This window comes from Dyella caseinilytica (genome assembly GCF_016865235.1).
GTDB lineage: Bacteria > Pseudomonadota > Gammaproteobacteria > Xanthomonadales > Rhodanobacteraceae > Dyella_B > Dyella_B caseinilytica.
On sequence record NZ_CP064030.1, the window covers coordinates 268,194 to 290,273 of the forward strand.

Genomic DNA, 22,080 nt, shown 5'->3' on the forward strand with positions numbered 1-22,080 from the left:
TTTGCGTGGAAAGGCTACGGGATGTGAGCCGGATGCATCATAGCTCCTCCTTCAGTGGCCTGATGCTTGGCGTACGCTGCGCCCCCGTCAGTATTTTTCAACCACGCCGCAACAAAATCTCCAGCATTTGCCTGAAGCGCTTTCCATAAGGCGGATTGAGCAATCCCGTGCCGTTAAGTCGCGCCTGACGGAATACGGGTTTCATATGCGAGAACGTGCGAAAGCCTGCTTCGCCGTGATAGCCGCCCATGCCTGATGGTCCCACGCCGCCGAAGGGCAGGTTGTGTTGGGCGATGTGGTAGAGCGTGTCGTTGAGGCTGACGCCGCCGGCATGGGTGCGTGCAAGTACGCGGTCGACTTTTGCCCGGTCCTGCTCGAACAGATAAAGCGCGAGTGGTCGTGGATGGCGGGTGACGTAATCGATGGCGTCATCGAGATGGTCGTAAGGCACCAGCGGTAGCAGCGGGCCGAAGATTTCTTCCTGCATCACCGGCATGTCGTCGCGCACGTCGGTCAGCAACACTGGAGTGAGCAGACGCTGTCCGGGGCGATCGTCTACCTCCGCCAGTTTGGCGCTTTGTGCGCCTGCTTTCACTGCTTCGTCGCGCAGGTTGGATAGGCGTTGGTAATGGCGGTCGGTGGCGATGCTGGCGTATTGCGCGTTGCCGGCGAGGTTGGGATAGAGACGTGCAGCGGCATCGCGTGCGGCAGCGGTAAAGCGTGGTATCTCGGCACGCGGCAACAATACGTAGTCGGGAGCGATGCAGGTCTGACCGGCGTTGACCATCTTGCCGAATACGATGCGTTCCACCGCGTGATCGAAACGCGCACCGGGACCGATGATGGCGGGTGATTTGCCGCCCAGCTCCAGCGTTACGGGTGTGAGGTTGGCCGATGCAGCGCGCATGACGTGATGGCCGACGGCAGTGGAGCCGGTAAACAGCAGATGGTCGAACGGCAGATTTGCAAACGCTTGTCCGACCGAGGCGTCGCCGTTGACCACGATCACTTCATCCGGTTGGAAGTGGCGTGCGACGAGATCGGCGAAGAGTTGCGAGAAACGTGGTGTGAATTCGCTCATCTTCACCATCACGCGATTGCCCGCGGCAAGTGCATCGGCCAGCGGACCGACTGCCAGATACAACGGGTAATTCCACGGCACGATGATGCCGACTACGCCCAATGGCTGCGGGCGCATTTCGGTACGGGCCGGCAGGAAGGCCAGGCTGGCCAAGGCCCGCCGTGGCTTCATCCAGCGGCGGCCATGACTCAACGCGTGGCGGATAGCGGAAAGGCTGGGAAAGACTTCCAGCATCTCCGTTTCTTCACGTGGGCGGCAGCCGAAGTCGGCATGAATCGCGTCCGCGATTTCGCTGCGGTGATCGCGCACCACGGCTTCCAGCGCACGCAGACGGCGTGCGCGAATGCCCCAGTCGGGTAGCGGGTTCTGCGCCTGCACGTCTCGCAGGCGCTTCAGCTCGCTGGGTAGGTCCAGGCGGTCAGGCTGGTTCATGGCATCGCTCAGAACTTCGTCCGCAACTCAATACCATATACGCGCGGTGGCGTTATGACTGCGTAGGGCGTACCGAAATCGTTGGTGCTGTCGTTGCCGATGCTGACCACGTAGCGTTTGTTGAACATGTTGTTGACGTAGAACGCCACGCCCCAGCGCTGGTCCGGTGTATGCCAGTCCAAGCGGGCATCCGTGCGCTGGGTGGAGGTGCCGACGCTGAACAGCGGCGTGGTCAGGCAGGTGCCCTGGAAGCCGGAGTCCGCATTGCAGCGCGTGGGGCCGCGATACGCATACTGCATGTTGAACTCCAGGTTGCCGTTGTAAACGCCAAACCAGGTGTAGTCGAGACCCGCGGTGGCAGAGAAGAACGGTTCGCCCGTCGGCTGGCCATCCAGGCTGACGCCCGAGGTGGAGGTGCCTTGGATATAGGTGCTGTCGATATACGCGCTGGTGAAATTCAGGCGAAGCGCGTTGACTGGCTGCCACTGCGTCTCGAAATCCAGGCCGTGCGCATGCTGGTCGCTGGTCATCACCGTGTAGAACGGTACGCCCGAACCGGAGAAGTTCGGATTGAGCACCGACGACTGCAAATTGGAATAGCGGTAGTAGTAGGCCGAGGCATTGACCATCAGGTTGTAGTCGGGGAATACCGCCTTCACGCCGCCTTCGTAGTTCCAGACTTTTTCCGGTGCGTACAGCGAACCGACCTGCAGGCTGTTGTAGCCGCCGGCTTTGTAACCCTTGGTCACGGACACATACCCCATCACGTTCGGCGTGAACTTGTAACTTGCTACCGCGCGCGGGCTGAAATCATGCCAGCTGTGTTGGGCTTGCACCCATTGGCCGACGGCATTGGGGAAGATGACATTGCTGCCGAAGGCACCCAGTGCCTCCTGCGCCTGCGGCGGAAGCAGGTTGACGATGCCGGAATTGACCAGCTCAGCCACGGTTTGATCGAAGGCTGTGGCTTGGCGCAGCGGTGTGTACCAGGTGAAGTATTTCTGATCTTCTGTGTAGCGCAGGCCGGTCGTCAGATCGAAGTCATCACTGATATGCCAGATCACGTCGCCGAAGGCCGCATAGGCTTTGAAGTGGCCGACGTTGTTGATTTGTTCGCGCCACGAGTCGCCAAGCAGATTGTAGGGCAGGCCAAGCGCCTGCAAGCCCTGGGTGATTTCAGTCAGCGGCAGTCCAAGGCCGTCGACGTTCTGTGCCAGCGTGTCGAGGCTGTAGGTATTGGTGTTCACCTCGCTGGTCTGGCGTGCCTGTTCGGAATAGGCGCTGATACCCGAGACCCAGTCCATCAGGTCGTTGTCGCCGGACAGTTTGAATTCCTGGTAGTAGCTGTTGTTGTGCTCGATATTGGCGGTGTCGAGATAACTGACGATGTGATCGGTGCCATCGTTGTCTTCGTCGTTGAACGTATTGAAATGTCGCCACGCCGTGGTGGAGGTGAAACTGCCCCACGGGAACGAGTGGTCGATGACCAGCGTGGAGCCGTCAAAGTGTCGCCATTCAGCCGCTTGGGTCGCATCGTTATACAGCGGTGCGGTCAGCGGATTGATATAAGTTTCCGGATTCGGCGGATACGGCGGACGTTGGTAAGTATTGTTGGACAAAGCCACCAGCCCGATCGCCGGTTGAGGCGGTTGGTTCAGGCGCTCGTGATCCCACGACCAGAGCAAGGTTGTGTCCGGCGTGATGTTCCAGCGGTAAACGAAGCGGCTGCCCCAATCATCGTTCTTGCCGTAGTGCTGACCGTTCGCCTGGTCCTTGATCCAGCCATCGCTCTGGTTATCCAGCACGCTGATGCGCAGTGCCATATCCTTGTTGAGCGGAATGTTCAGCAGTGCGTTTTCGTATTTTTCGCCGTCGTTGCCGAAGCGCACGATGACTTTGCCTTCGAATTTATCGGATGGCTGATTGGTGACGATGGAGATCGCGCCGCCGGCCGCGTTGCGTCCGAACAGCGTGCCTTGTGGACCTTTCAGCACTTCGATGCGGTCGATATCGTTGAAGGCTAACAAGGCGCCACCAGAGCGTGCGGCGTAGACGCCGTCGATGTACACGCCGACGGCAGACTCGGTGCCGATGCCGAAGTCGCTCGTGCTGATGCCGCGCAGGGAATAGCTCGGTTGCGTCGGCTGGCTGCCGTCCACCACCAGTCCCGGCACGAACAGCGAGATCTTGCTCAAATCCGTCGCAGCCTGGGTGTTGATTTGCGCCGCGGTCAGAATTTGCAGCGGAATAGGTACCTGCTCCATCTGCTGCGTACGGCTCTGCGCCGTGACGGTGATATTGCCCAGTTGCTTGGCCTGGCTTGCATCCGGCGCCGATTTACTCGTGGATGGCTTGGTTGCCGGCGGATTATTGCCTGTGTCCTGATCCGCTCCTTTGGCCCCCGCCGACCAGAGCGCACAAACAAACAGCGCAGCACCGCCAAACAGCGCGTGGCGCATGCACCGGGATAGAGTACGTTGCCGCATCGTCATGTTGATCTCCCCTCGATTCATCAGACCGTATGGCCGCCCAAGGCGGACGCAGGTCGTTTATTTGAAGTGCTCGCCTCCGGCCAGAACCCCACTCCCGTCCCCGGAAGGAGCGCGATATTTCACAAACAGCAATGCCACGATCACGCACACCGCGAATCCCGCCGCAATCAGCGGAATGCGTTGTACATCTTCACCTTGCACACTGAAGGAAGCCGCCAGTGGCCCGAATCCGGAGCCCAGTAGCTGTGCCGGCGGTACCAGCATGGCGACGCGCCCGCGCGGATCGATATCGAACGCCAATCGCACATGGAATGGCATCTGGAACAGCCACGCAAAGCCGAATACTGCACACAGCGCGGCGAACGGCCATGGTGCAGGTGCCGGCAGGCGATGTATCGCTATGCCGATGAGGGCAATGACCGTCGCACTGATCACCAGTGTGGGCCCAACACGCCAGCGACGCACTGCGATAGCCGCGATGCTGCCGCCGATCACCTGCATCAGCAGCACCAGTGCCACCAGCGCATCGGCATTGCTGCCGACGATGCCGGCGTTCTTGCTCAAGGGCTCCAGATAAGCCCACAGCGTGCCTATGGCACTCAAGTGTGCGAATGGAATCAGCAAGGCGAAGAAGCCGCGCCATGAAACCAGCGACGGCATGATGGCATCGCTATGCGTGCCGACCTGTCGTGGCAATCGTGCTGTGACCAGTAAAGGCACCGCGCACACTGCCGCGAGTACGACGAATCCTGCCTGCCAGCCGAAAAAGTGCAGCGGCAGTCGCGCCAACGCCAGCGCTACCAGCGCTTGTGTGAGCGTCTGCGCGGTGAGGAAAATACCGGCCAGCCGATCGGGTTTCGGTGAGCGCACGATCACGATGGTGGTGATCCAGAACAGGCATGCTTCGAGCAATCCCGCGGCAACACGCATGATGACGCAGGCGACATCGCCGTGCGCAGCCAGCGTAAGTAGATTGACGGCCACCAACAGCACGCTGCCAATCACGGCAACCGGGCGAAGGTGTTGCAGCGGCAAAAACTTCTCCGCCAGAACCACGCCGACACCAAGGGAAAAGATTTCGCCCATGGCGACGATGCCGACACCCTCCAACGAAATACGATGCTGTTCGACCAGGTTCCCGAGCAGTGCAGGCTGCAGGCCGAGCATCATGAGCGCAACACAGCCCACGGCGAGCGCTGCCATGATTTCGGAACGGCGAAACGCAATTGAGATCGATGTCGTCATGCGTTTCTCCCGTGGCTGTATGTTTCGCGCTGATGCATGCCGCAGTCCTCAGTAGCCTTTCACTTCTTCGGGTAGCACGCCTTGTGCAAAACGTTCGCTGGCTCGCCGTTGATCCTTTTTCAGACGACCGTTGGCGATATGGCAAACCCACCAGGGCAAGGTATGCACCGGCTCGCCGCTCGCATTGGCCAACGCGTACGCTTTCGCGCATTTCTCCAACAGCTCGGCGTTGAGCACCAGGCGCTGTGCGGTACTGCCGAACACCAGCACAATGTGCCCGCAGAACCACGCATTGCCGCCAGTAATGAGGCTGTGTGCGGCACTACTTTCCGCATCGCCTTGCAGCTCTGCCAGTGGCAGCGCCGTGCGTCCGAGATGTCGTGCCTGCTCGTCAAACACTTGCGGCAGATGTCCGCCGAAGTCACCAAGGGTTCGGCCATAGGTGCCGCCACCCAGTGCAATCGCACCCACGTCGGCACGCGTGCGATAAACCGCCGCGTGCCATGCTGGCTCGCCCTGTGCGGTAGCCAGCGACACGCGCATCGCTGCTTTTCTTGGCGCGCCAATGAGCATGTCCTGCGTGCCGGGCAGGCGCACGGAAACGCTGCCGTCTGCGCCAAGCAAATGCTTGGCGTCCAGGCGGTGGATCGCGTCTTCGAGAAGGTTGGAGAGCGGCATCGGTGCTACACCAGTTTCAGCACGTCTTCGAAACGGTTGAGCGCGTCGTCGATGACCTCGTCGGTATCGGCCAAGCTGGTGTAGATGCGGCTGCCAGCGAGCGTGATCAGCCCATGCGCGGCGTAGGCGGCGCCCATTTCCTCCATCATGTGTCTGCGTTGCTTGGCCTCGTTGCGCAGGCGGACGAGCTTGAGCAGGTTGCTGGTGTCCAACAGCAGCACGCCGGATGTCTGCAGATGCACGATCGAACCCATGTTGTAGGCCACATAGGGTAGGCCGAGTCGTTCGATGATCTGCTCCAGCCCCTGGCGCAGACGATCACCGGCACGACCGGCTTTCGCCGCGGCATCGGTGCGCTGGATTTCTTGCAGCGCGAAATAGCCGGCTGCGCACGAAAGCGGATTGGCGGTGAGCGTGCCACCGACGAAAGCGCGTTTGCTGGTGGTGCCGATGCCGCCGACCAACATCATCATGATGTCGCGCTTGCCGCCGATCGCACCCGCCATGGGATATCCGCCGGTGAGGCATTTACCGAGAATGGTGAGGTCCGGCGCCACGCCGAAATAGGCTTGCGCACCGCCCATGCCGGCACGGAATCCGGTGACGACTTCATCGAAGATCAGCAAGGCGTCGAACTCGTCGCACAGACGGCGAACCTGCGCATTGAAATCCTTGGTCACCGGCCGCGTACCGCTTTCAGGGCCGAACGGTTCGACGATGACGGCGGCGGTGCCGCCGCGAAGGCGGTTCCACTGCAATTTGCGCCGGATAGCCGCGAGATCGTTTGGCAGGCTTTCCTGCGTGCTGGCAGTGGCGCCGCGCGGGATGCCGATCGCTTCCATGCGCCCGGTATTCGGCAGGCGCATGCCGTAGACCATCTGGTCGCTCCAGCCGTGGTAGCCGCCGCCGATTTTTATGACTCGTTTCTTGCCGGTATAGGCGCGCGCCAGGCGTATCGCACCCATCACCGCTTCCGTGCCCGAGCCCATCATGCGTAGCATGTCGACTGCTGGCATGGCATCGCAAACCAGCTCGGCCAGCTTGATCTCGTATTCGTGCAACAGGCCGGTGACCGGGCCGCACTCCTGCATCAGGGCCTGTACTTTCTCCCGCACGTCCGGGTAGTTCGAGCCAAGCAAGGTTGGGCCGCCGGCTTGCAGAAAGTCGGTGTAGCGGTTGCCATCCACATCCGTCATGTGCGCGCCGCTGGCATGGTTGATGGCGAGCGGGAACGGATAATTAAAGGCGAGATTGTGCTGTACGCCGCCGGGAATCACCTGCTTGGCCTGCTCAGCCAGACGTTTGGAGCCCTGGCAGCGCTGCTCGAAATAGTTGAGCACCTGCTGCATCGCATCGCGTTTCAGCGGACGGATCGGTTGCTTCACCAGCGCATCGAAGCGTCGATAAAGCGCGTCCGTATCCGGCCATTGCGACACCGCGCTGTTCGCCGGAAGTACGGCGGAGGCGTGATTGAAATTCATGCGGTCAACTCCTGAATGGGGTTCGCATCGAGCGTGGCGATCAGCTTTTGCAGGGCGGCCTGTTCAGGGCCTGCAGACGTCGCTCGTGCCGCGATGCGTTCGCGCAACTGCGCAATTGCGAACGCTTCCAGTGCCGAGATGGCGTGCAGCGCCTGTTCGGGACTGCCGCCGCAGCAGATCGCGCCATGCGTACGCAACAAATAAGCGTTGATGTCCTGGCGCAGCACGCGTCGGAGTTTGCTGGACAGCCAGCGCGTTCCGGACGGTGCATAACCCGCAATCAGCACCTGGGGACCAAGCAGTGCGCGATGTTCCGTGTTCTGTACGGTCAGCGGCCGGCCCAGCAGACTCAGCGCGCTCGCCGCAGGCTGATGCGTATGGATGCTGGCCAGACAATCCTTGCGATGACGCAGCACCTGTGCGTGCATACCGCTTTCCACCGACGCTTTGCGTTCGCCATCCACCTTGGCCAGATCGCTCAGGCGCAGCACGCAGATATCCTGCGGTCCCATCTGGTAGTAATCGACTGCCGATGGCGTCACCACGATGTGTTCGTCGTCGACGCGCAAGGCGAGGTTGCCACCGGTGGCGGCAAAGTAACCGTGATCGGCCAGCCGCACGCTCATCTCGACGACGCGTTGGCGCATGGATTGGAATTTCATCGCGGCACGCTCCGGTGTTGATTGAGCCGGCGATAAAGTGGCGCGAGCCGCTTGTGCAATTGCTTGAAGGTGGCGAAGCTGTCGTCGTACAGATGGCGCAAGGCTTGGCGCGGTTCGAAACGATGCCGATGACGGCACAACGCCGGCACATCGTGAAAAGACAATTCACCGAGCCCGATGCCCGCAATGAACGCCGCGCCCAGCGCGTTCGCCTGGATCGGCGCATGGGGTTGTTGGATGACCATGCCGGTGACGTCGGCGATCATCTGACACCAGACTTCCGATTGGCCGCCGCCGCCGACAATAGTGATGGCGCCACCGCGTCCGCTGTCGACGAAATCCAGCATCGGTTCGAGCATCCAGCGCGTGTTCAAGGCCACGCCTTCGAGGAAGGCGCGGATCATGTCTTCGCGGGTGTGCTCCAGCGAGAGGTTGAACAGGCCGGCGCGCAGATGCCGGTCGTCCACGGGCGTGCGTTCGCCGTGCAGCCACGGCATGTAGAACAGACCGCGTGACCCTGCCGGTACGCGATCGGCGATGCGGTCGAGCAGCGGATAGACATCCGTGCGCTGATCATCGCCGAGTAGCTCGTCGGCATGAAACAGAATGCGGTCGCGCAGGAACGAAAGATTGCCGCACGCCGTCGTCTGCATTGCCATCGCCAGATAACGGTCGCGTTGTGCGCATGGCAGCGATGCGATGAAGGTGCTGATATGCGTGCGCTTGTGCGGCATATGTGCGCCCAGCCAGGACGATGTGCCCAGATACAGGTGCAGTTCGCCATCGCGCACCGTTCCGGCACCGATGGCCGCCGCCGAGTTGTCGATGCCGCCGGCGACAACCTTGGTATCCGGCGCAAGTCCCAGGATGTCGGCGACCGTTGGCAGCAAGTGGCCGATCACTTCCGTCGAATGCACCAGATCCGGCAGCTTGTCGCGATCGACACCGAGCAGCCGCAGCAGGCCCGCGTCGTAACGCACTTGTGAGAGATCGCGGTTATCTGTGGCCCAGGTGGTGAGGGCCGAATCGTAGGTGGCGCAAAACCGGCCGGTCAGGCGCAGATTCATGAAATCGAGCGCGTTGAGAAATTTGCTGGTGCGCTCGACCAGTGCCGGCTGATGATCGTAGAGCCAGGCCATATGGCCGGCCGGATCCTTGCCGGACAGCGACGGCGCGCCGCCGGTAAGGCGCAGCCAGCGTGCGAGGCGGAGCGGACCATAGCCCTGGATGTTCAACCGTCCGCGGCGCGCACGCCGGCGGATCGCGTCGGCGCCGCGCATATCTACCCACAACATGGCACGTGCGAGCGCGTTGCCTTCCTGGTCGACCGGGATGGTGCATTCGCCGAAGGTCGAACAGCAGACCGCTACGACTTGCCGCCGCCGGCGTGTGTCCGAGGTCAGCAATTCCTGCGCGCCGTCGAGAAAGGCATGCCACCAGTCTTGCGGATCCTGCTCGACGCCCAGTTCATCGACCAGATGCAGTGCCACCGGGCGGAAGGTCCATGCCAGTACGCTGCCATCCATGCCGATCAGTGCGACCTTGCAACCGGACGTGCCCAGATCGACCGCCAGCACAAGGCGTTCGTTGCGTGAGGGCACGATGGCGGGCGCCGCGCTGGGCATAAAAGTCTTACTCCCCTAAAAGCTAGTATTAGCTACAATATAGTTATAGCTATAATTACCGCAAGACCCCAAGGACCTACATTCCGTGCCAGTCCCGACCAAGCGGCCCCGCCGCAGCGCCAAGCCCCCCAAGCTCGATCTGGCGCCCAAGGTGACCCCCGCGCAGTCCCGCGCTGCCGAAACCTACGAACACTTGCTGGACGTGACCGCCCAGGTGTTGGCCGAGGTGGGTTTCGAGCAGCTCAGCACCAATCTGGTCTGCCAGCGCGCAGGGCTGTCGCCGCCGGCCTTGTATCGCTACTTCCCGAACAAATACGCCTTGCTGCACGAGCTCGGCCTGCGCCTGATGCACCGGCAGAATGCGTTGATCGAACCATGGCTGACGACGGCGGCGTTCGTCTCGGCGAACGCGCTGGAAGAAGCGCTGACCGGCTTGCTGCTGGAAACCTATGAGGTCACGCGCCAAGCGACCGGTGGCATCTGGATCATGCGTGCGTTGCGTGCGATTCCCATGCTGCAAGATGTGCGGCTGGAGTCGGCCAGCGAAGTGGCGGTGCAGGCGACGGCGCGCCTGAGCGAAGCCTTTCCTGAAGTGCCGGTGGCGGAGTTGCAGCTCATCAGCCGGGTCGCCGACAGCATGGCTTTCGCGGCATTGGAAATGCTCTTCGACGATCCGTCGCTCGATGCGCCATCCGTCATGCGTTTGGTCGCGGCGAGTCTGGCCAGCAATGTTGCACGTCTTCAGGGTGACGCCACGCACTGAGCGATATCGCCACAAACCTGCATGTCTTGCATCCATGCGATTCATGTCAATGCATCACCACGCATTGCCCGGGCAGCGATGCAATCCACGCTTTGATGAGTGCGACGCCTTCTTCATGCACGGTGCTGCGTCCCAATTCCGGCATCATCGTGCCGGGCACGGCGGAGCTGAGCCGGTAGGGAATGATGGAGTCGTCAGAATGGCCCGGCACGATGTCGAACAGATGGTCGCCTGTGCCCTGACCCGCAGCGGTCGGTGGTTTGCAGATGCCGATGTGACGGTCTTCCAGCGTGGTGATATCCAGTGTCAGGCCCGTGGTATTGGCGGCACCTTTCGGGTTGTGGCAATGGCCGCAATTGATATCCAGATAGGCGCGGGCACGAGCATCGAGTGACGCATGCGTGTCCATCCAGTTCGCATTGCGTGGCGCATCGGCAGGATCCGGTGCGCCGGTGAGATAGCCCTCGCGCACCAGGTGCGTCAGTTCGTTCTCATCGCCGTCGGCATAGCGGTAATCACGATTGAGATGGCGTGCCTTGGGCCCGATCGGTTGTATTGCACGAGTGGTCCAATCGTGCGCGTGGCAGCTCACGCACTGGCTTTGGTCGGGCACGACATAGTTGAAGTCTTCGCGCTTGCCGTCGTCGCTCACCAGGGTCAACGCCTGTACATCGCCAGTGCGTGCAAGTACCGCATCGGTTTGCTCGGCATTCCACACATAAGGGATGGCGACCCAGCCGTCCTTGCGACGCACCAGCAGGCGCGTTTCGATCAGATGCACATGGGCAAGATTCAGGCCTTGTCCTGCGAAATCGCGGCTGGTGTCGTAGGTGCGCGCGATATCCGTCGCATTGCGCGGTTTGTCCTTTGGCAGTGGATAGAAAAATGTCTTGCTGATGATGGTGCCGACTGGGAAGTCGAACGTGTCGGTTGGGCTGTACTTGGCCGATACACCTTTCGGCATCCAGATCGTGCGAAGTTTGTGCGCGTAGTCGGTGAACAGCGGCGTATTGAGCTCATAAGGCACCACGCCCTCATTCAACTGCAATACGCCGTCACGCGCTTCCACTACGTGCCAGTCGCTCAGCTTCGGCGGATAGCCATCGTCATGGAACGCCACCGGATCCATGCCGTGGTGACAGGCCGACAAGCATAGCAACGCAAGCAGCAGTAGCCCGCGTACCCACATCTTCATCTGCATCGACGCGATTCTCAGACTTTCGGTTCTGGGTTCAGCACGACAGGCGGCAGCTTGGGCAAGGTGCACTGATAGGGCTTGGTGTCGGTGCTTGGATTCTTGTAGCTGTGCGGACCATCGATGTTGAGCACGCCATTCACATCCTGGATGCAGATGCGATCGCCTGACGGCGGCAGGCCATCGACAAGGTCTTTCGGATCGGCATAACCATCCCAGATCACATCCGGAAATTTACCGGTAAGGCCGTAGACGGCGGTCTTGAGTGTTTTCAGCTTCAGTCCGTCAGGCGAATCGCCGCCGCCGGTGATGCGATTGCCGTAGACATAAATGCTCTTGGGATACGGGTTGTAATCGGCGGCAACGCCGCTGGTGTTGTAGTAATTCGTGGAGAAGTAACTGGAGATGATGATGCTGGCTGTCTGGTTGTCAGCAATGTCGTTGTCGAAGATCTCCACCTTGTCGTTGGAGTTCACCACGATGCCCGAGCCTGCAGGTACGCTGGCAACGGCGGCACCTTTTCTAGCGAAGTTGCCGGTGTTGTTGTCGAACACCTTGTTGTGGAAGACACGAGTGGCATGTCCCTCCTGCGACAGGTTGGGCATGTTGAACACCAGGATGCCGCCGGTGTTCTTCGTGGCCGTGTTGTCATACACGTCGGCGTTGACCGAGTTTTCGATTTCGACGCCGGCCACGTTCTGCTCGGCGCGATTACGCCGCACTACGATGTTGTTGGACTGGCCCACATAGATGCCGGCATCCGACGCGCCAATCACCACCGAGTCTTCCACCAGCACGTTCTGTGTCTTGACCGGATAAAGACCGTACGCGCCGTTGGTGGTCTTGGGGCCATCGGTCCATTCGATACGTACGCCGTGGATAGTGATGTTCTTGCCTTGGTTGATCTTCAGCGCATCGCCCATCGTGTCTTCGATGGCTAGGTTTTCGATGGTGAAGTCATCGGCATTCACCAGCAGCCCTTCTGGACCGACGACCTGGCCCTTGAATGACAATACGGTCTTGTCCATGCCGGTGCCGCGGATCGTTACGCCATTCGTGCGCAGGCTTAAGCCCCGCTTGAGCGAGTAATGGCCAGCCGGAATGTCGATGACGCTGCCAGGCTTGGCATCGAGCAGTTGTTGCTCCAGCTTGCTCTCGAACGAAACATCGTTCTGATTCTGCGTTGCGCTTTCCTGATGGCCGCAGGCGGCTAGCAGCAGCGCGATGGCGATCAGCGTGCAGGTCTTGCGCATGGTGGCATCTCCCCTCGCGCCATACGGACGCGTACAAGCGCACTGTCCCCCAAGGAGCGTTGTGGGGGGAGGGCGAAAGGGACGGAGATGGGGGGCAAAGCGGCCAGTGTAATGGCCATGTGACAGCGCTGGCGCACCGGTCTCTTCGGGTGGCCATCCTCGACCCGGTGGTCAAAGGTGGGGTGAGCAAGGCGTTGAGATATTCAAATTTTCTCAAGTCTGCCTTGCAGAGATATCGCTTTTAGGCGAAATGAACTGGATCTATCTTGAACATCATTCAAGTGGATCCGGAGATGACCATGCGTTCGTTCTGGATGAATCGGCTGTTCCACCTCGCCTATGCGGGTGACCGGGTTTCGACGCAGGTTCCGCTGAGCGTGCCGGCTTTGCCTCCGAAGAGGGGTGCGACGGAGCGGGTACTGCGAGCACAGGCAACAAACTCGCCCCGATCGCAGCGCCTGTGTCTGGGCATTGGCGACGGCAGCGTGCACCGGCAATAAAAAATGGCCCTGCCGGATTCGGCAGGGCCAAGTGGGTTCATCGTGCTAGCGCGGCGACGTCTATTCCAATCAACGCATTCCGCCGGCAGCGAAAAGATGTTCGCCGGTCAACCAATATGAGTCGTCGGAGGCCAGGAATACGGCGATGGAAGCGATGTCGTTGGGTTGGCCGATGCGGCCCAGTGGCGTCTGCGCGGTGGCGTGTTGATGGAAGTCCGAACCGATAAAGCCTGCGCTATGGGTGCCCTCGGTTTCCACCATGCCGGGATTCAGCGCGTTCACGCGAATCTTGCGCGGACCAAGTTCACGCGACAGCACGCCGGTGATCGCATCCACGGCACCCTTGGTCGCGGTGTACACGGCACTGCCGGGCGGAGTCAGGCGCGTGACCAGCGAACCGATGTTGATCACGCTGCCACCTTCGCCCAGGTGCTTCGACGCCGCCTTGGTAGTCAGCAGCAGGCCCAGCACATTAACGTTGAAGTGCTTGTTGAAATGCTCTTCGGTGATGTCTTCGAGTGGTGCGAACTCATAGACGCCGGAGTTGTTGATCAGCACGTCGAGACGACCGAATTGCTTGACTGCTGCGTCGATGATGCCCTGCGCGTCGGCAGCTTTGGACACATCGCCACCTACGGCGAGGGCCTTGCCGCCGGCCTTTTCGATCTCAGCCACGACCGCGTCGGCGCCGGCCTTGCTGGAGGCGTAATTGACGACCACCGAGGCGCCTTCGGCGGCGAGCGCCTTGGCGATGGCCGCGCCGATGCCCTTGGAACCGCCGGTTACAACGGCGACCTTACCTTTCAGCTTGCTCATGAGTTTGTCCTGCAGACAGGTGGAGGGAGGTAGTCTTAAATTCCATAGTTCGTAACTTATGAACTATAGAACTAGAAATCAAGTGCCTGATAAAATACGCCCCATGAGGCCGCTGGTTCACCCGTCGATCGAAGACATCACCGTAGAGGGCATCCTGCACGCCCTGTCCGATCCTGTGCGCGCGGCCATCTACGCCGAACTGGCCATTTGCAGCGGTGCGACTTGTTCCAACTTCCTGAAAATCAGCGATCGGGACATTCCCAAATCCACGCTTTCACAGCATTTCCGCGCGTTGCGTGATGCGGGGCTGATCCGCAGTGAGCGGCAGGGCGTGGAAATGCGCAACAGCACACGTTGCGTGGAAGTCGAGCAACGCTTTCCAGGGCTGGTCGCCACGATCATGAAAGCGCATCAATTGCAGGCTATGGAAAGAATGCGTACGGACAAACGCAAGCCGGCGGCGAAGAAGCGCCAAGTCAGCTGATCGGTTTCAGGTCGGGAAGCTGCGCCGCGCCAGCTGCGGCGGCATGCCGGTCCAGCGCTTGAACGCGCGGCGAAATTCACGCGGATCGCTGAAGCCAAGTTCGATGCCGATTTCGGCGACGCTCATTTGTCCTGCGTGCAGCAATTCCAGCGCGCGTTCAGCGCGCACGCGATCGTGGATTTCGCGGAAGATACGGCCGCTGTCGGCGAGCCGGCGACGCAGCGAGCGTTCACTCAGGTGCAGCGTGCGCGCGACTTCCGTGAGCCGGGGATGTTCGCGCAGACGGCTACGCAACAGGCGCTCCACGGAACCGACGATTTCATCGGAACTGCTGGTGCCGCGCAGTTGCTGGTGGCATAGCGCCAGCGCTTGCCGTGAGGTGAGCGGGTTGTAGCCAGGCAGTGGATAGTCCATCCAATGCGTATCAATCAGCACACGATTGTGTTGTGCGCCGAAGCGCACATCGCATTGGAAGGTTCGCGCGTATTCGTCAACGTAGGGCGGTGCGGGATAAGCCAGCTCCACACGCACAGGAATCAAATTCGCGCCGACCAGTTCACGTGCAAGCGCTAGACTGCTGGAAAGCAGTTCTTCGCACAGAAATGGCACCAACTCGATTTCGCCGAAGCGCGGCCATGCTTGTGCAGCAACGGTGTGTGCATCGACCACTGCGAAATCCACATCGAGCAAGCTGCCGCAGACTTTGTGGTTTTCGATACCTACGCCCATCGCTTCGCCGAAGTTGCGCGAGGTCATCATCGCCAGCCCAAGTAGGCCGAAACTGCCGATGGTTTCGTTGCGGCCAATGAGCAAACCAAGCCCGGGATCGCGCAATACGCGCAACGCACGTGCAATGACAGTGCGCGCCTGACGATAAGACACACGCACGGATGGATCGTTGATCTGCTGGCGCGTGATGCCGAGCCCGGCGAACCATGGCTCGCTGGAATGACCGCGTCGTGCAGCCAGTTCGGTGAGATGAACGAGCACGTTGGGAGGAATGGTTGCGGCGAGCGCGCGTGGATCGGGTTCGATCAAAGGCGGCGACAGACGTCGCGCGCGCAGCGGTTCAACTGCCAGTTCTGACATGCCAGACCATCCCCGGGCCGACCCTCTTCGGCGCAGAAAGTGTTTTCTAGCACGTGTGGCGGCGGGTTGGTTGGCGCGGCGCACAAGTGCGGGTGCAGGGAGTGCGCATTCTTGATGTGTTGATTCGTGCAGAGGTTTCTAATTTCGCCATACCGTCGTCCTAGCTTTCCTCGCTCCTCAAAGCCGGGCACGTCCATGTGCCCTCTCCGCGTCCGCTGGGACGACGGTATGGAGGTTCGAGGCAAATCAGGTAGCTATCGCGTTGTAGAAGACGCTGCTTTCTTCCACTGCGCAATCCAGCCATCGAGATCCGCCAATCGCTTCACAGAATCATCACTCAGCGACATACCCACGGCCGCGCCTGCGACATGGCCGGAAGGATCGATCAGCATCAGCGTGGGATAGGTGCCCACGCCCAGCGTGTCGGTAAGGGCCTCACCGTTGTAGAGCACGTTCCAATTCAGGCCGTGATCTTTCACAAAACCGCGTGCCAAATCGGCGTCTTCGAAGGTGACGGCAATCACGTTCATGTCGCCGTGTTCGCGTGCGAAGGCGTTCAGCGTCGGCACTTCCGCAATGCAGGGCGCGCACTCGGCGAAGAAAAAGCTGATTAATGTGTAGCGGCCGTGAAAATCGCCAAGTCGCTGGGTGGTGCCGCGCAGTGACGGTAGTTCGAATGGCGGGAAGGCATCGCCGCGGCCGAACGAGAATCGTCCGGGTTCGCCAGCATGAGCGCCGGATGGGCGAAGGCGCAGTACGGCCATACCGGACTGGCGGTCGCGGGTCATGCTGTAGGAGCGGCGCTGCTGCAGTTGTTGCGCGAAGGCGTCGTATGCGAGTGGTTTGCCGTTGGAGTCCAGATAACGGACCTGGGGCGAGGCGCCGAGTTGTAGCGTGGCGAGGAAGTGCTGTTCGTTCGGATCGAGATTGGCGGCGTGGGCCGCCATGCCCAGGCATATCAACAAAAGCAGGGTCGCTAAGCGAAGCGTGGACATTTTCGCAATGACTCCATCTTGCCCCGCCGTCATTCCCGCGAAAGCGGGAATCCATCTTGCTCTTTGGCGAGAAACTAAAATGGATTCCCGCTTTCGCGGGAATGGCGACGGGGATGCTTTTTACATTCCGGGAAAGCTGGGGCGTTACTCGCCGATGGTCAACAGCGACGCATTGCCACCTGCAGCCGTGGTGTTGATGGTCAGCGTGCGCTCACCCGCAAAACGCAGCAGATAGTGCGGACCGCCAGCTTTCGGACCGGTGCCGGAGAGGCTTTCGCCGCCGAACGGCTGCACGCCGACCACCGCGCCGATCTGGTTGCGGTTGACGTAGCAGTTGCCGACGCGGGCGTGGCTGCGGATGTATTCCACGGTGTCGTCGATGCGGCTGTGCACACCGAGCGTCAGGCCGTAGCCGGTGCCGTTGATGGCGTCGATCACCTTGGGCAGATCGCTGCCCTTCCAGCGGATCACGTGCAGCACCGGACCGAACACTTCGCGCTTGAGAACGTCGAGCGACGGAATTTCATAGGCACGCGGCGCGAAGAAAGTACCGTTGCCGGTGGCGGCCGGCTCGAGTTTGGCCTCGGCGATTTTCTTCGCTTCTTTGTCCATGCGTGCGGCGTGATCGTTGAGGATCTTCAGCGCGTCCTCGTCGATCACCGGACCCACGTCAGTGGAGAGCTGGCCCGGATCGCCGACCTTCAGTTCGGCCATGGCGCCGGCGAGCATGCCGATCACCTTGTCGGCGATGTCTTCCTGCACGAACAGCACGCGTGCAGCGGAGCAGCGCTGGCCGGCGGACTGGAAGGCGGAGGCGATCACGTCCTTCACGATCTGCTCGGGCAGCGCGGAGGAGTCGGCAATCATCGCGTTCTGGCCGCCGGTTTCGGCGATCAGTGCGGCGATCGGTGCGTTGCGCGCGGCGAGTGCGCGGTTGATCGCCCACGCGGTTTCGGTGGAGCCGGTGAAGGCTACGCCGGCCACGCGTGGATCTTTCGTCAGCGCAGCGCCGACCACGGCGCCATCGCCCGGCAGATACTGCAGCACGTCGGCCGGGACACCGGCTTCGTGCAGCAATTTCACAGCGGCGTAGCCGATCAGGCTGGTCTGCTCGGCCGGCTTGGCGATCACGCTGTTTCCTGCGGCAAGCGCGGCAGAGACCTGACCCAGGAAGATCGCCAACGGGAAGTTCCATGGGCTGATGCAGACGAACACACCGCGACCGTTGAGGAATAGCTGGTTGCTTTCGCCAGTCGGGCCGGGCAACTGTTCCGGGTGGCCGAACAGGCGGCGCGCCATCGTGGCGTAGTAGCGCAGGAAGTCGGCGGCTTCGCGGATTTCGGCAATCGCGTCGGGCAGGCTCTTGCCGGCTTCGCGCACGCACAATGCGATGAATTCGGCGCGGCGTGCTTCAAGCTGGTCGGCAGCGTGCTCAAGAATCGCGGCGCGGCTGGCAGCGGGCAGGCGATCCCAGTTCGATTGGGCGGCGACGCCGTTGGCCAGCGCCTTGTCGACCAGCGCGGCATCGGCGCTGACGTAGCTGCCGACGTTGTCACGGCGATCGGCCGGATTGGTCACTGGCACGGTGGGACCATTGCCCTGTGCGCCCGGCACCAGCGGTGTGGCGTTCCATTGGCCGGATTTTGCGTTGACCGCCTCGGCGAGGGCCCTCAGTTCATTGTCGTTGGAGAAGTTGACGCCCATGGAATTCTTCCGAAGTTCACCGAACAGGTTGACCGGCAGGGGGATGCGCGGGTGAGCAAAGTTGCCGTGGTTGGCGGCCGCGAAACGGCGCACCGTTTCGCACGGATCAGCGACCAGTTCGCGCACCGGTAGCGTTTCGTCCACCACGCGGTTGACGAAGCTGGTGTTGGCGCCGTTTTCAAGCAGTCGGCGCACCAGATACGGCAGCAAATCTTCGTGCGTACCTACCGGCGCGTACACGCGGCAGGGCACGTTGAGGTTCTGTTTGCCGATGACTTCCGCGTACAGATCCGTGCCCATGCCATGCAGGCGCTGGAACTCAAACGGACGGCCGCGAGCAATGTGATGCACCGCCGCGATGGTGTGTGCGTTGTGCGTGGCGAACTGCGGATAGATGAGATCGCTGCCCGCATCGAACAGCTTGTGCGCGCAGGCCATGTAGGACACGTCGGTGTTCGGCTTGCGCGTGTAAAGCGGGTACCCGGACAGGCCCAATTCCTGCGCGCGCTTGATCTCAGCATCCCAGTAAGCGCCCTTCACCAGGCGCACGTACCAGCGGCGGCCGCTGGCGCGCGCGGTTTCGATCAGCCAGTCGATCACGAACGGCGTGCGCTTGGAGTAGGCCTGCACCACGATACCAAGGCCATTCCAGCCTTGCAGCGACGGATGTGCGAAGACGTCGCCGATGATATCCAGCGAAAGTTCCAGGCGATCGGCTTCTTCAGCGTCGACCGATAGCGCGATACCTTGCTTCATCGCCAGCTGCGACAGCTCCAGCAGCTTGGCAGTGAGATCGCGGCGCGCGCGTTCGCGGTTGGCTACTTCATAGCGCGGATGCAGCGCGGAGAGCTTCACCGAAATCGACGGTGCGTCGGTGTGATTGGCAAATGGACCGCGCCCGCCGATGGCTTTGATGGCGTTGCGGTAATCCTGCTGGTAGCGCTCGGCGGTTTCGCTGGTGAGTGCCGACTCGCCCAGCATGTCGTAGGAATAACGATAGACGGCGTATTCCGCCTTGGCGCAACGGTCGAGCGCATCGCCAATGGTCTGCCCCATCACGAACTGATGGCCCATGATGCGCATAGCCTGGCGCACCGCGAGGCGGATGGCAGGCTCACCCGCACGGCCGACCAGGCGGCGTAGTGCGCCGGTGAAGTCGTGGCGGGTGTCTTCGGTGAGGTTCACCAGCTTGCCGGTGAGCATCAGGCCCCAGGTGGAGGCGTTGACGAACAGCGACTCGCTCTGGCCCAGGTGCTTCTTCCAATTCGCGTCGCCCAGCTTGTCGCGGATCAGCTTGTCGGCGGTGGCCTTGTCCGGGATGCGCAGCAGGGCTTCGGCCACGCACATCAGCAGCACGCCTTCCTCGCTGGATAGGTCGTACTGGCGCATGAAGGATTCGACCGCGCTCTGATCCTTGGCGCGGGCACGCACGCGAGTGACCAGGTCGGCAGCCAAGTCGATCACTTTTTCGCGCTCGGCCGGCGGCAGGGTGGCCTGGGCCAGTAGATCGTTGACCGCTTCGGTCTCGTCGCGCAGCCATGCCGCGGTGATGCGTGCACGGGCCGGCTCGGCGCCGGTCGGCAGTTCGGGGGTGAGTATGGGTTGGGTCACAATGGCGCGGCGCGTTGGGGAATGGGCTGGGGAACGCGGGATTGTACGGCGGGGTGGGGCGGGAACGCATCTTTATACATAGAGGCGCGGCCCGTGATCCGTCGTCCCGGCGAAGGCCGGGACCCGGCGACTTGAAGATCTCCAAAGACACTAGGTCCCGGCCTTCGCCGGGACGACGGATTTGGGCGAGTGCAATGTTCGGGAGCGTCAGCCTTCCATGTCATCGATAAGTGCGGCAGCTCTTCGGAGCGCATCGGCATGCTTGCCCGCGACAATTTGTAGCAACCGCAGAACTGCGCGCAGCATTCCGCACATCACAAATCCGTGACAGCCACAAACTGCGCACAGCGCGTATATCCTCGCAAATACTCATGTTTTTGCGCGCGAACAGCGCTGCTGCACGCGCTTCGCATACGCTGCACCCATCCTTGCCCCCTCTTGGCTCGCGGCCTATGATCGGAGCGTTCCAGGCACGCCGGACTTTTCATGATCGTGCTTCGACCAGCCCTCGGCGGCCTGCCGTGCGTGTTGTGGCTAAGGCCCAATCGCGTGCTCAGCCGGCGCGGTCTGCGTCGTTTGATCCTGGTGCTGGCTACCCTGGCGTTGATAACGGCAGGTCTGGGAGCGTGGCAGGGCAATGTGTTTGCCCCGCTGTTCGCCCTGATCGAGGCTTCCGCGGTAGCTATCGCCTTGAGCGTGGCTTGGCGGGCCGGCGACCGCAGCGAACGCATCACCCTCGACGCGGAGTCGCTGGAGGTGCAAACCCTGCCGGGACGCCGTTGCATGCGCTTCCAGCCCTATTGGGTGCGCGTGCTGCTGGAATCAGGGGAGGGGCGTTACCGATTGTTGTTGTCGTCGCATGGACGCAGGCTGGAAGTTGGGGCTTTCCTCGCGGAGGAGGAACGCGCCGAGCTGTTCCGGAAACTCAGGGTGCTGCTGTCGGATGTTCAATCCCAGTCGCGCAGGTAGGTTCAACAAAGGTGCAAACATGAGAGCTGGCGGCATCGGGAAGCACGGCATCAAGTTCAAGGCGAAACACGCAGTCGTGGCATTGGGGTTGGGGGCCCTTGGTATGTTTGGCGGCACCGTCCAGGCGAATCCGCAGCCCGGGCAGTTGAATCTCACGCCAGGCGTGACGACGTATTCCCATGTGCCCTACATGCTCAACAACGTCGCGTTGGGCGTGTGCGTGGTGATCGGCATCCTGGTGTTCGGTGCGATGTTCATCGCCATGTTCCGCTTCCGCAAATCGCGCGGCGCGGTGGCGGAGAAGTGGTCGCACAACACCACGGTCGAAATCATCTGGACCATCATCCCGATTCTTATCCTTATTACGCTGGCGTGGCTGGCGACTGATGGCCTGCGCCAGTTCTCCGACACCACTGGCGCGCAGATGACGGTGAAAGTCACCGGCTATCAGTGGAAGTGGCGTTATGACTACGTCGACTACCAGGGCAAGGCCCTCGACCACGTTGGCTTCATGTCCAAGCTGGATGACCAGAGCAACCAGGTACGTCAGCTCAATTCCGGCCTCGACCCTTGGTCGGTGAAGGCCGATGGCGAGCAAACCTACCTGCTGAATGTGGACCACCCGCTGGTGGTGCCAATCCATACCAAGATCCGTTTCGTGATCACCGCCGACGACGTCATCCATTCCTGGTTCGTGCCCGCGCTAGGCTGGAAGATGGATGCGATCCCGGGCGTGGTGAACGCGGCGTGGACCAATATCAATACGCCAGGCATCTATCGCGGCCAGTGCGCCGAGTTGTGCGGCCAGGATCATGGCTTCATGCCGATCGTGGTGAAGGCTGTGTCGCAGGAGGATTTCGCCAAGTGGCTGGCCGAACAGCAGAAACCTGCTGCAGCGCCGGCGCCGGCCTCCACCGCGGCAGCACCTGCACAGGCGACAGCACAAGTAGCGCCGGCACACGTAACACAAGGTTGATCATTCGGCTGCTTTCGTACCGCAGTTCA

18 protein-coding genes are annotated in these 22,080 nt (G+C 61.3%); 5 read left to right on the top strand and 13 right to left on the bottom strand.

The window, feature by feature from the left end; genetic code table 11:
- Positions 1 to 97: 97 nt before the first annotated feature.
- Genes ISN74_RS01160 through ISN74_RS01190 form a run of 7 tightly spaced genes read right to left on the bottom strand, consistent with a single transcriptional unit; the run spans position 98 to position 9,696 of the window.
- Complete coding sequence (locus ISN74_RS01160) at positions 98 to 1,513, bottom strand: coniferyl aldehyde dehydrogenase (protein WP_188796580.1); 1,416 nt, start codon at positions 1,511 to 1,513, stop codon at positions 98 to 100.
- A gap of 8 nt (positions 1,514 to 1,521) precedes the next feature.
- On the bottom strand, positions 1,522 to 4,005 hold the full coding sequence (locus tag ISN74_RS01165; RefSeq protein WP_188796583.1) for a TonB-dependent receptor: 2,484 nt from the start codon (positions 4,003 to 4,005) through the stop codon (positions 1,522 to 1,524).
- 57 nt (positions 4,006 to 4,062) lie between these two features.
- The gene (locus ISN74_RS01170; RefSeq protein ID WP_188796585.1) at positions 4,063 to 5,250 is read right to left on the bottom strand and encodes an MFS transporter; all 1,188 of its coding nucleotides are present in this window, start codon (positions 5,248 to 5,250) and stop codon (positions 4,063 to 4,065) included.
- Between the two features lie 48 nt (positions 5,251 to 5,298).
- The gene (locus ISN74_RS01175) at positions 5,299 to 5,928 is read right to left on the bottom strand and encodes a class II aldolase/adducin family protein (protein WP_188796587.1); all 630 of its coding nucleotides are present in this window, start codon (positions 5,926 to 5,928) and stop codon (positions 5,299 to 5,301) included.
- Positions 5,929 to 5,933: 5 nt separating this feature from the next.
- A complete protein-coding gene (locus ISN74_RS01180) occupies positions 5,934 to 7,409 on the bottom strand; it encodes an aspartate aminotransferase family protein (RefSeq protein WP_188796590.1) in 1,476 nt (491 codons plus the stop codon).
- A complete protein-coding gene (locus ISN74_RS01185; protein ID WP_188796592.1) occupies positions 7,406 to 8,071 on the bottom strand; it encodes a class II aldolase/adducin family protein in 666 nt (221 codons plus the stop codon). The genes ISN74_RS01180 and ISN74_RS01185 overlap by 4 nt, the downstream gene beginning before the upstream one ends.
- Positions 8,068 to 9,696: a xylulokinase gene (locus ISN74_RS01190; RefSeq protein WP_188796594.1), complete on the bottom strand. Its 1,629-nt coding sequence runs from the start codon at positions 9,694 to 9,696 to the stop codon at positions 8,068 to 8,070. Before ISN74_RS01190 ends, ISN74_RS01185 begins: the two co-directional genes overlap by 4 nt.
- Before the next feature lie 85 nt (positions 9,697 to 9,781).
- Between ISN74_RS01190 and ISN74_RS01195 the strand changes: the two genes are divergently transcribed.
- The gene (locus ISN74_RS01195) at positions 9,782 to 10,459 is read left to right on the top strand and encodes a TetR/AcrR family transcriptional regulator (RefSeq protein ID WP_188796596.1); all 678 of its coding nucleotides are present in this window, start codon (positions 9,782 to 9,784) and stop codon (positions 10,457 to 10,459) included.
- A 46-nt stretch (positions 10,460 to 10,505) separates the two neighbouring features.
- Here the strand turns inward: ISN74_RS01195 and ISN74_RS01200 are convergent, their stop codons facing one another.
- Positions 10,506 to 11,660 (bottom strand): SO2930 family diheme c-type cytochrome, encoded by a 1,155-nt coding sequence (locus tag ISN74_RS01200; RefSeq protein ID WP_229678927.1) that lies wholly within the window; start codon positions 11,658 to 11,660, stop codon positions 10,506 to 10,508.
- Positions 11,661 to 11,671: 11 nt separating this feature from the next.
- Entirely contained in the window at positions 11,672 to 12,907 is a 1,236-nt protein-coding gene (locus ISN74_RS01205) for a parallel beta-helix domain-containing protein (protein ID WP_188796599.1), read from the bottom strand.
- A 266-nt stretch (positions 12,908 to 13,173) separates the two neighbouring features.
- On the opposite strand from ISN74_RS01205, the gene ISN74_RS01210 reads away from it, so the two are divergent.
- The gene (locus ISN74_RS01210; RefSeq protein WP_188796601.1) at positions 13,174 to 13,407 is read left to right on the top strand and encodes a hypothetical protein; all 234 of its coding nucleotides are present in this window, start codon (positions 13,174 to 13,176) and stop codon (positions 13,405 to 13,407) included.
- Positions 13,408 to 13,476: 69 nt separating this feature from the next.
- Here the strand turns inward: ISN74_RS01210 and ISN74_RS01215 are convergent, their stop codons facing one another.
- A complete protein-coding gene (locus ISN74_RS01215; protein ID WP_188796603.1) occupies positions 13,477 to 14,223 on the bottom strand; it encodes a glucose 1-dehydrogenase in 747 nt (248 codons plus the stop codon).
- 103 nt (positions 14,224 to 14,326) lie between these two features.
- Between ISN74_RS01215 and ISN74_RS01220 the strand changes: the two genes are divergently transcribed.
- A complete protein-coding gene (locus tag ISN74_RS01220) occupies positions 14,327 to 14,707 on the top strand; it encodes an ArsR/SmtB family transcription factor (protein WP_188796605.1) in 381 nt (126 codons plus the stop codon).
- A gap of 6 nt (positions 14,708 to 14,713) precedes the next feature.
- Here ISN74_RS01220 and ISN74_RS01225 read toward each other — a convergent pair whose 3' ends face one another.
- The 3 genes from ISN74_RS01225 to putA all read right to left on the bottom strand — a co-directional run bounded on the left by ISN74_RS01225 (position 14,714) and on the right by putA (position 20,106).
- Positions 14,714 to 15,796 carry an AraC family transcriptional regulator gene (locus tag ISN74_RS01225; RefSeq protein WP_188796607.1) on the bottom strand — a complete coding sequence of 361 codons (1,083 nt, stop codon included), beginning with the start codon at positions 15,794 to 15,796 and terminating at the stop codon, positions 14,714 to 14,716.
- A 254-nt stretch (positions 15,797 to 16,050) separates the two neighbouring features.
- Positions 16,051 to 16,791 (bottom strand): TlpA family protein disulfide reductase, encoded by a 741-nt coding sequence (locus ISN74_RS01230; protein WP_188796610.1) that lies wholly within the window; start codon positions 16,789 to 16,791, stop codon positions 16,051 to 16,053.
- Between the two features lie 144 nt (positions 16,792 to 16,935).
- On the bottom strand, positions 16,936 to 20,106 hold the full coding sequence (putA, locus tag ISN74_RS01235; RefSeq protein WP_188796612.1) for a bifunctional proline dehydrogenase/L-glutamate gamma-semialdehyde dehydrogenase PutA: 3,171 nt from the start codon (positions 20,104 to 20,106) through the stop codon (positions 16,936 to 16,938).
- Between the two features lie 486 nt (positions 20,107 to 20,592).
- On the opposite strand from putA, the gene ISN74_RS01240 reads away from it, so the two are divergent.
- A complete protein-coding gene (locus tag ISN74_RS01240) occupies positions 20,593 to 21,075 on the top strand; it encodes a DUF2244 domain-containing protein (RefSeq protein ID WP_229678928.1) in 483 nt (160 codons plus the stop codon).
- Positions 21,076 to 21,094: 19 nt separating this feature from the next.
- Complete coding sequence (coxB, locus tag ISN74_RS01245) at positions 21,095 to 22,051, top strand: cytochrome c oxidase subunit II (protein ID WP_188796613.1); 957 nt, start codon at positions 21,095 to 21,097, stop codon at positions 22,049 to 22,051.
- Positions 22,052 to 22,080: the final 29 nt, after the last annotated feature.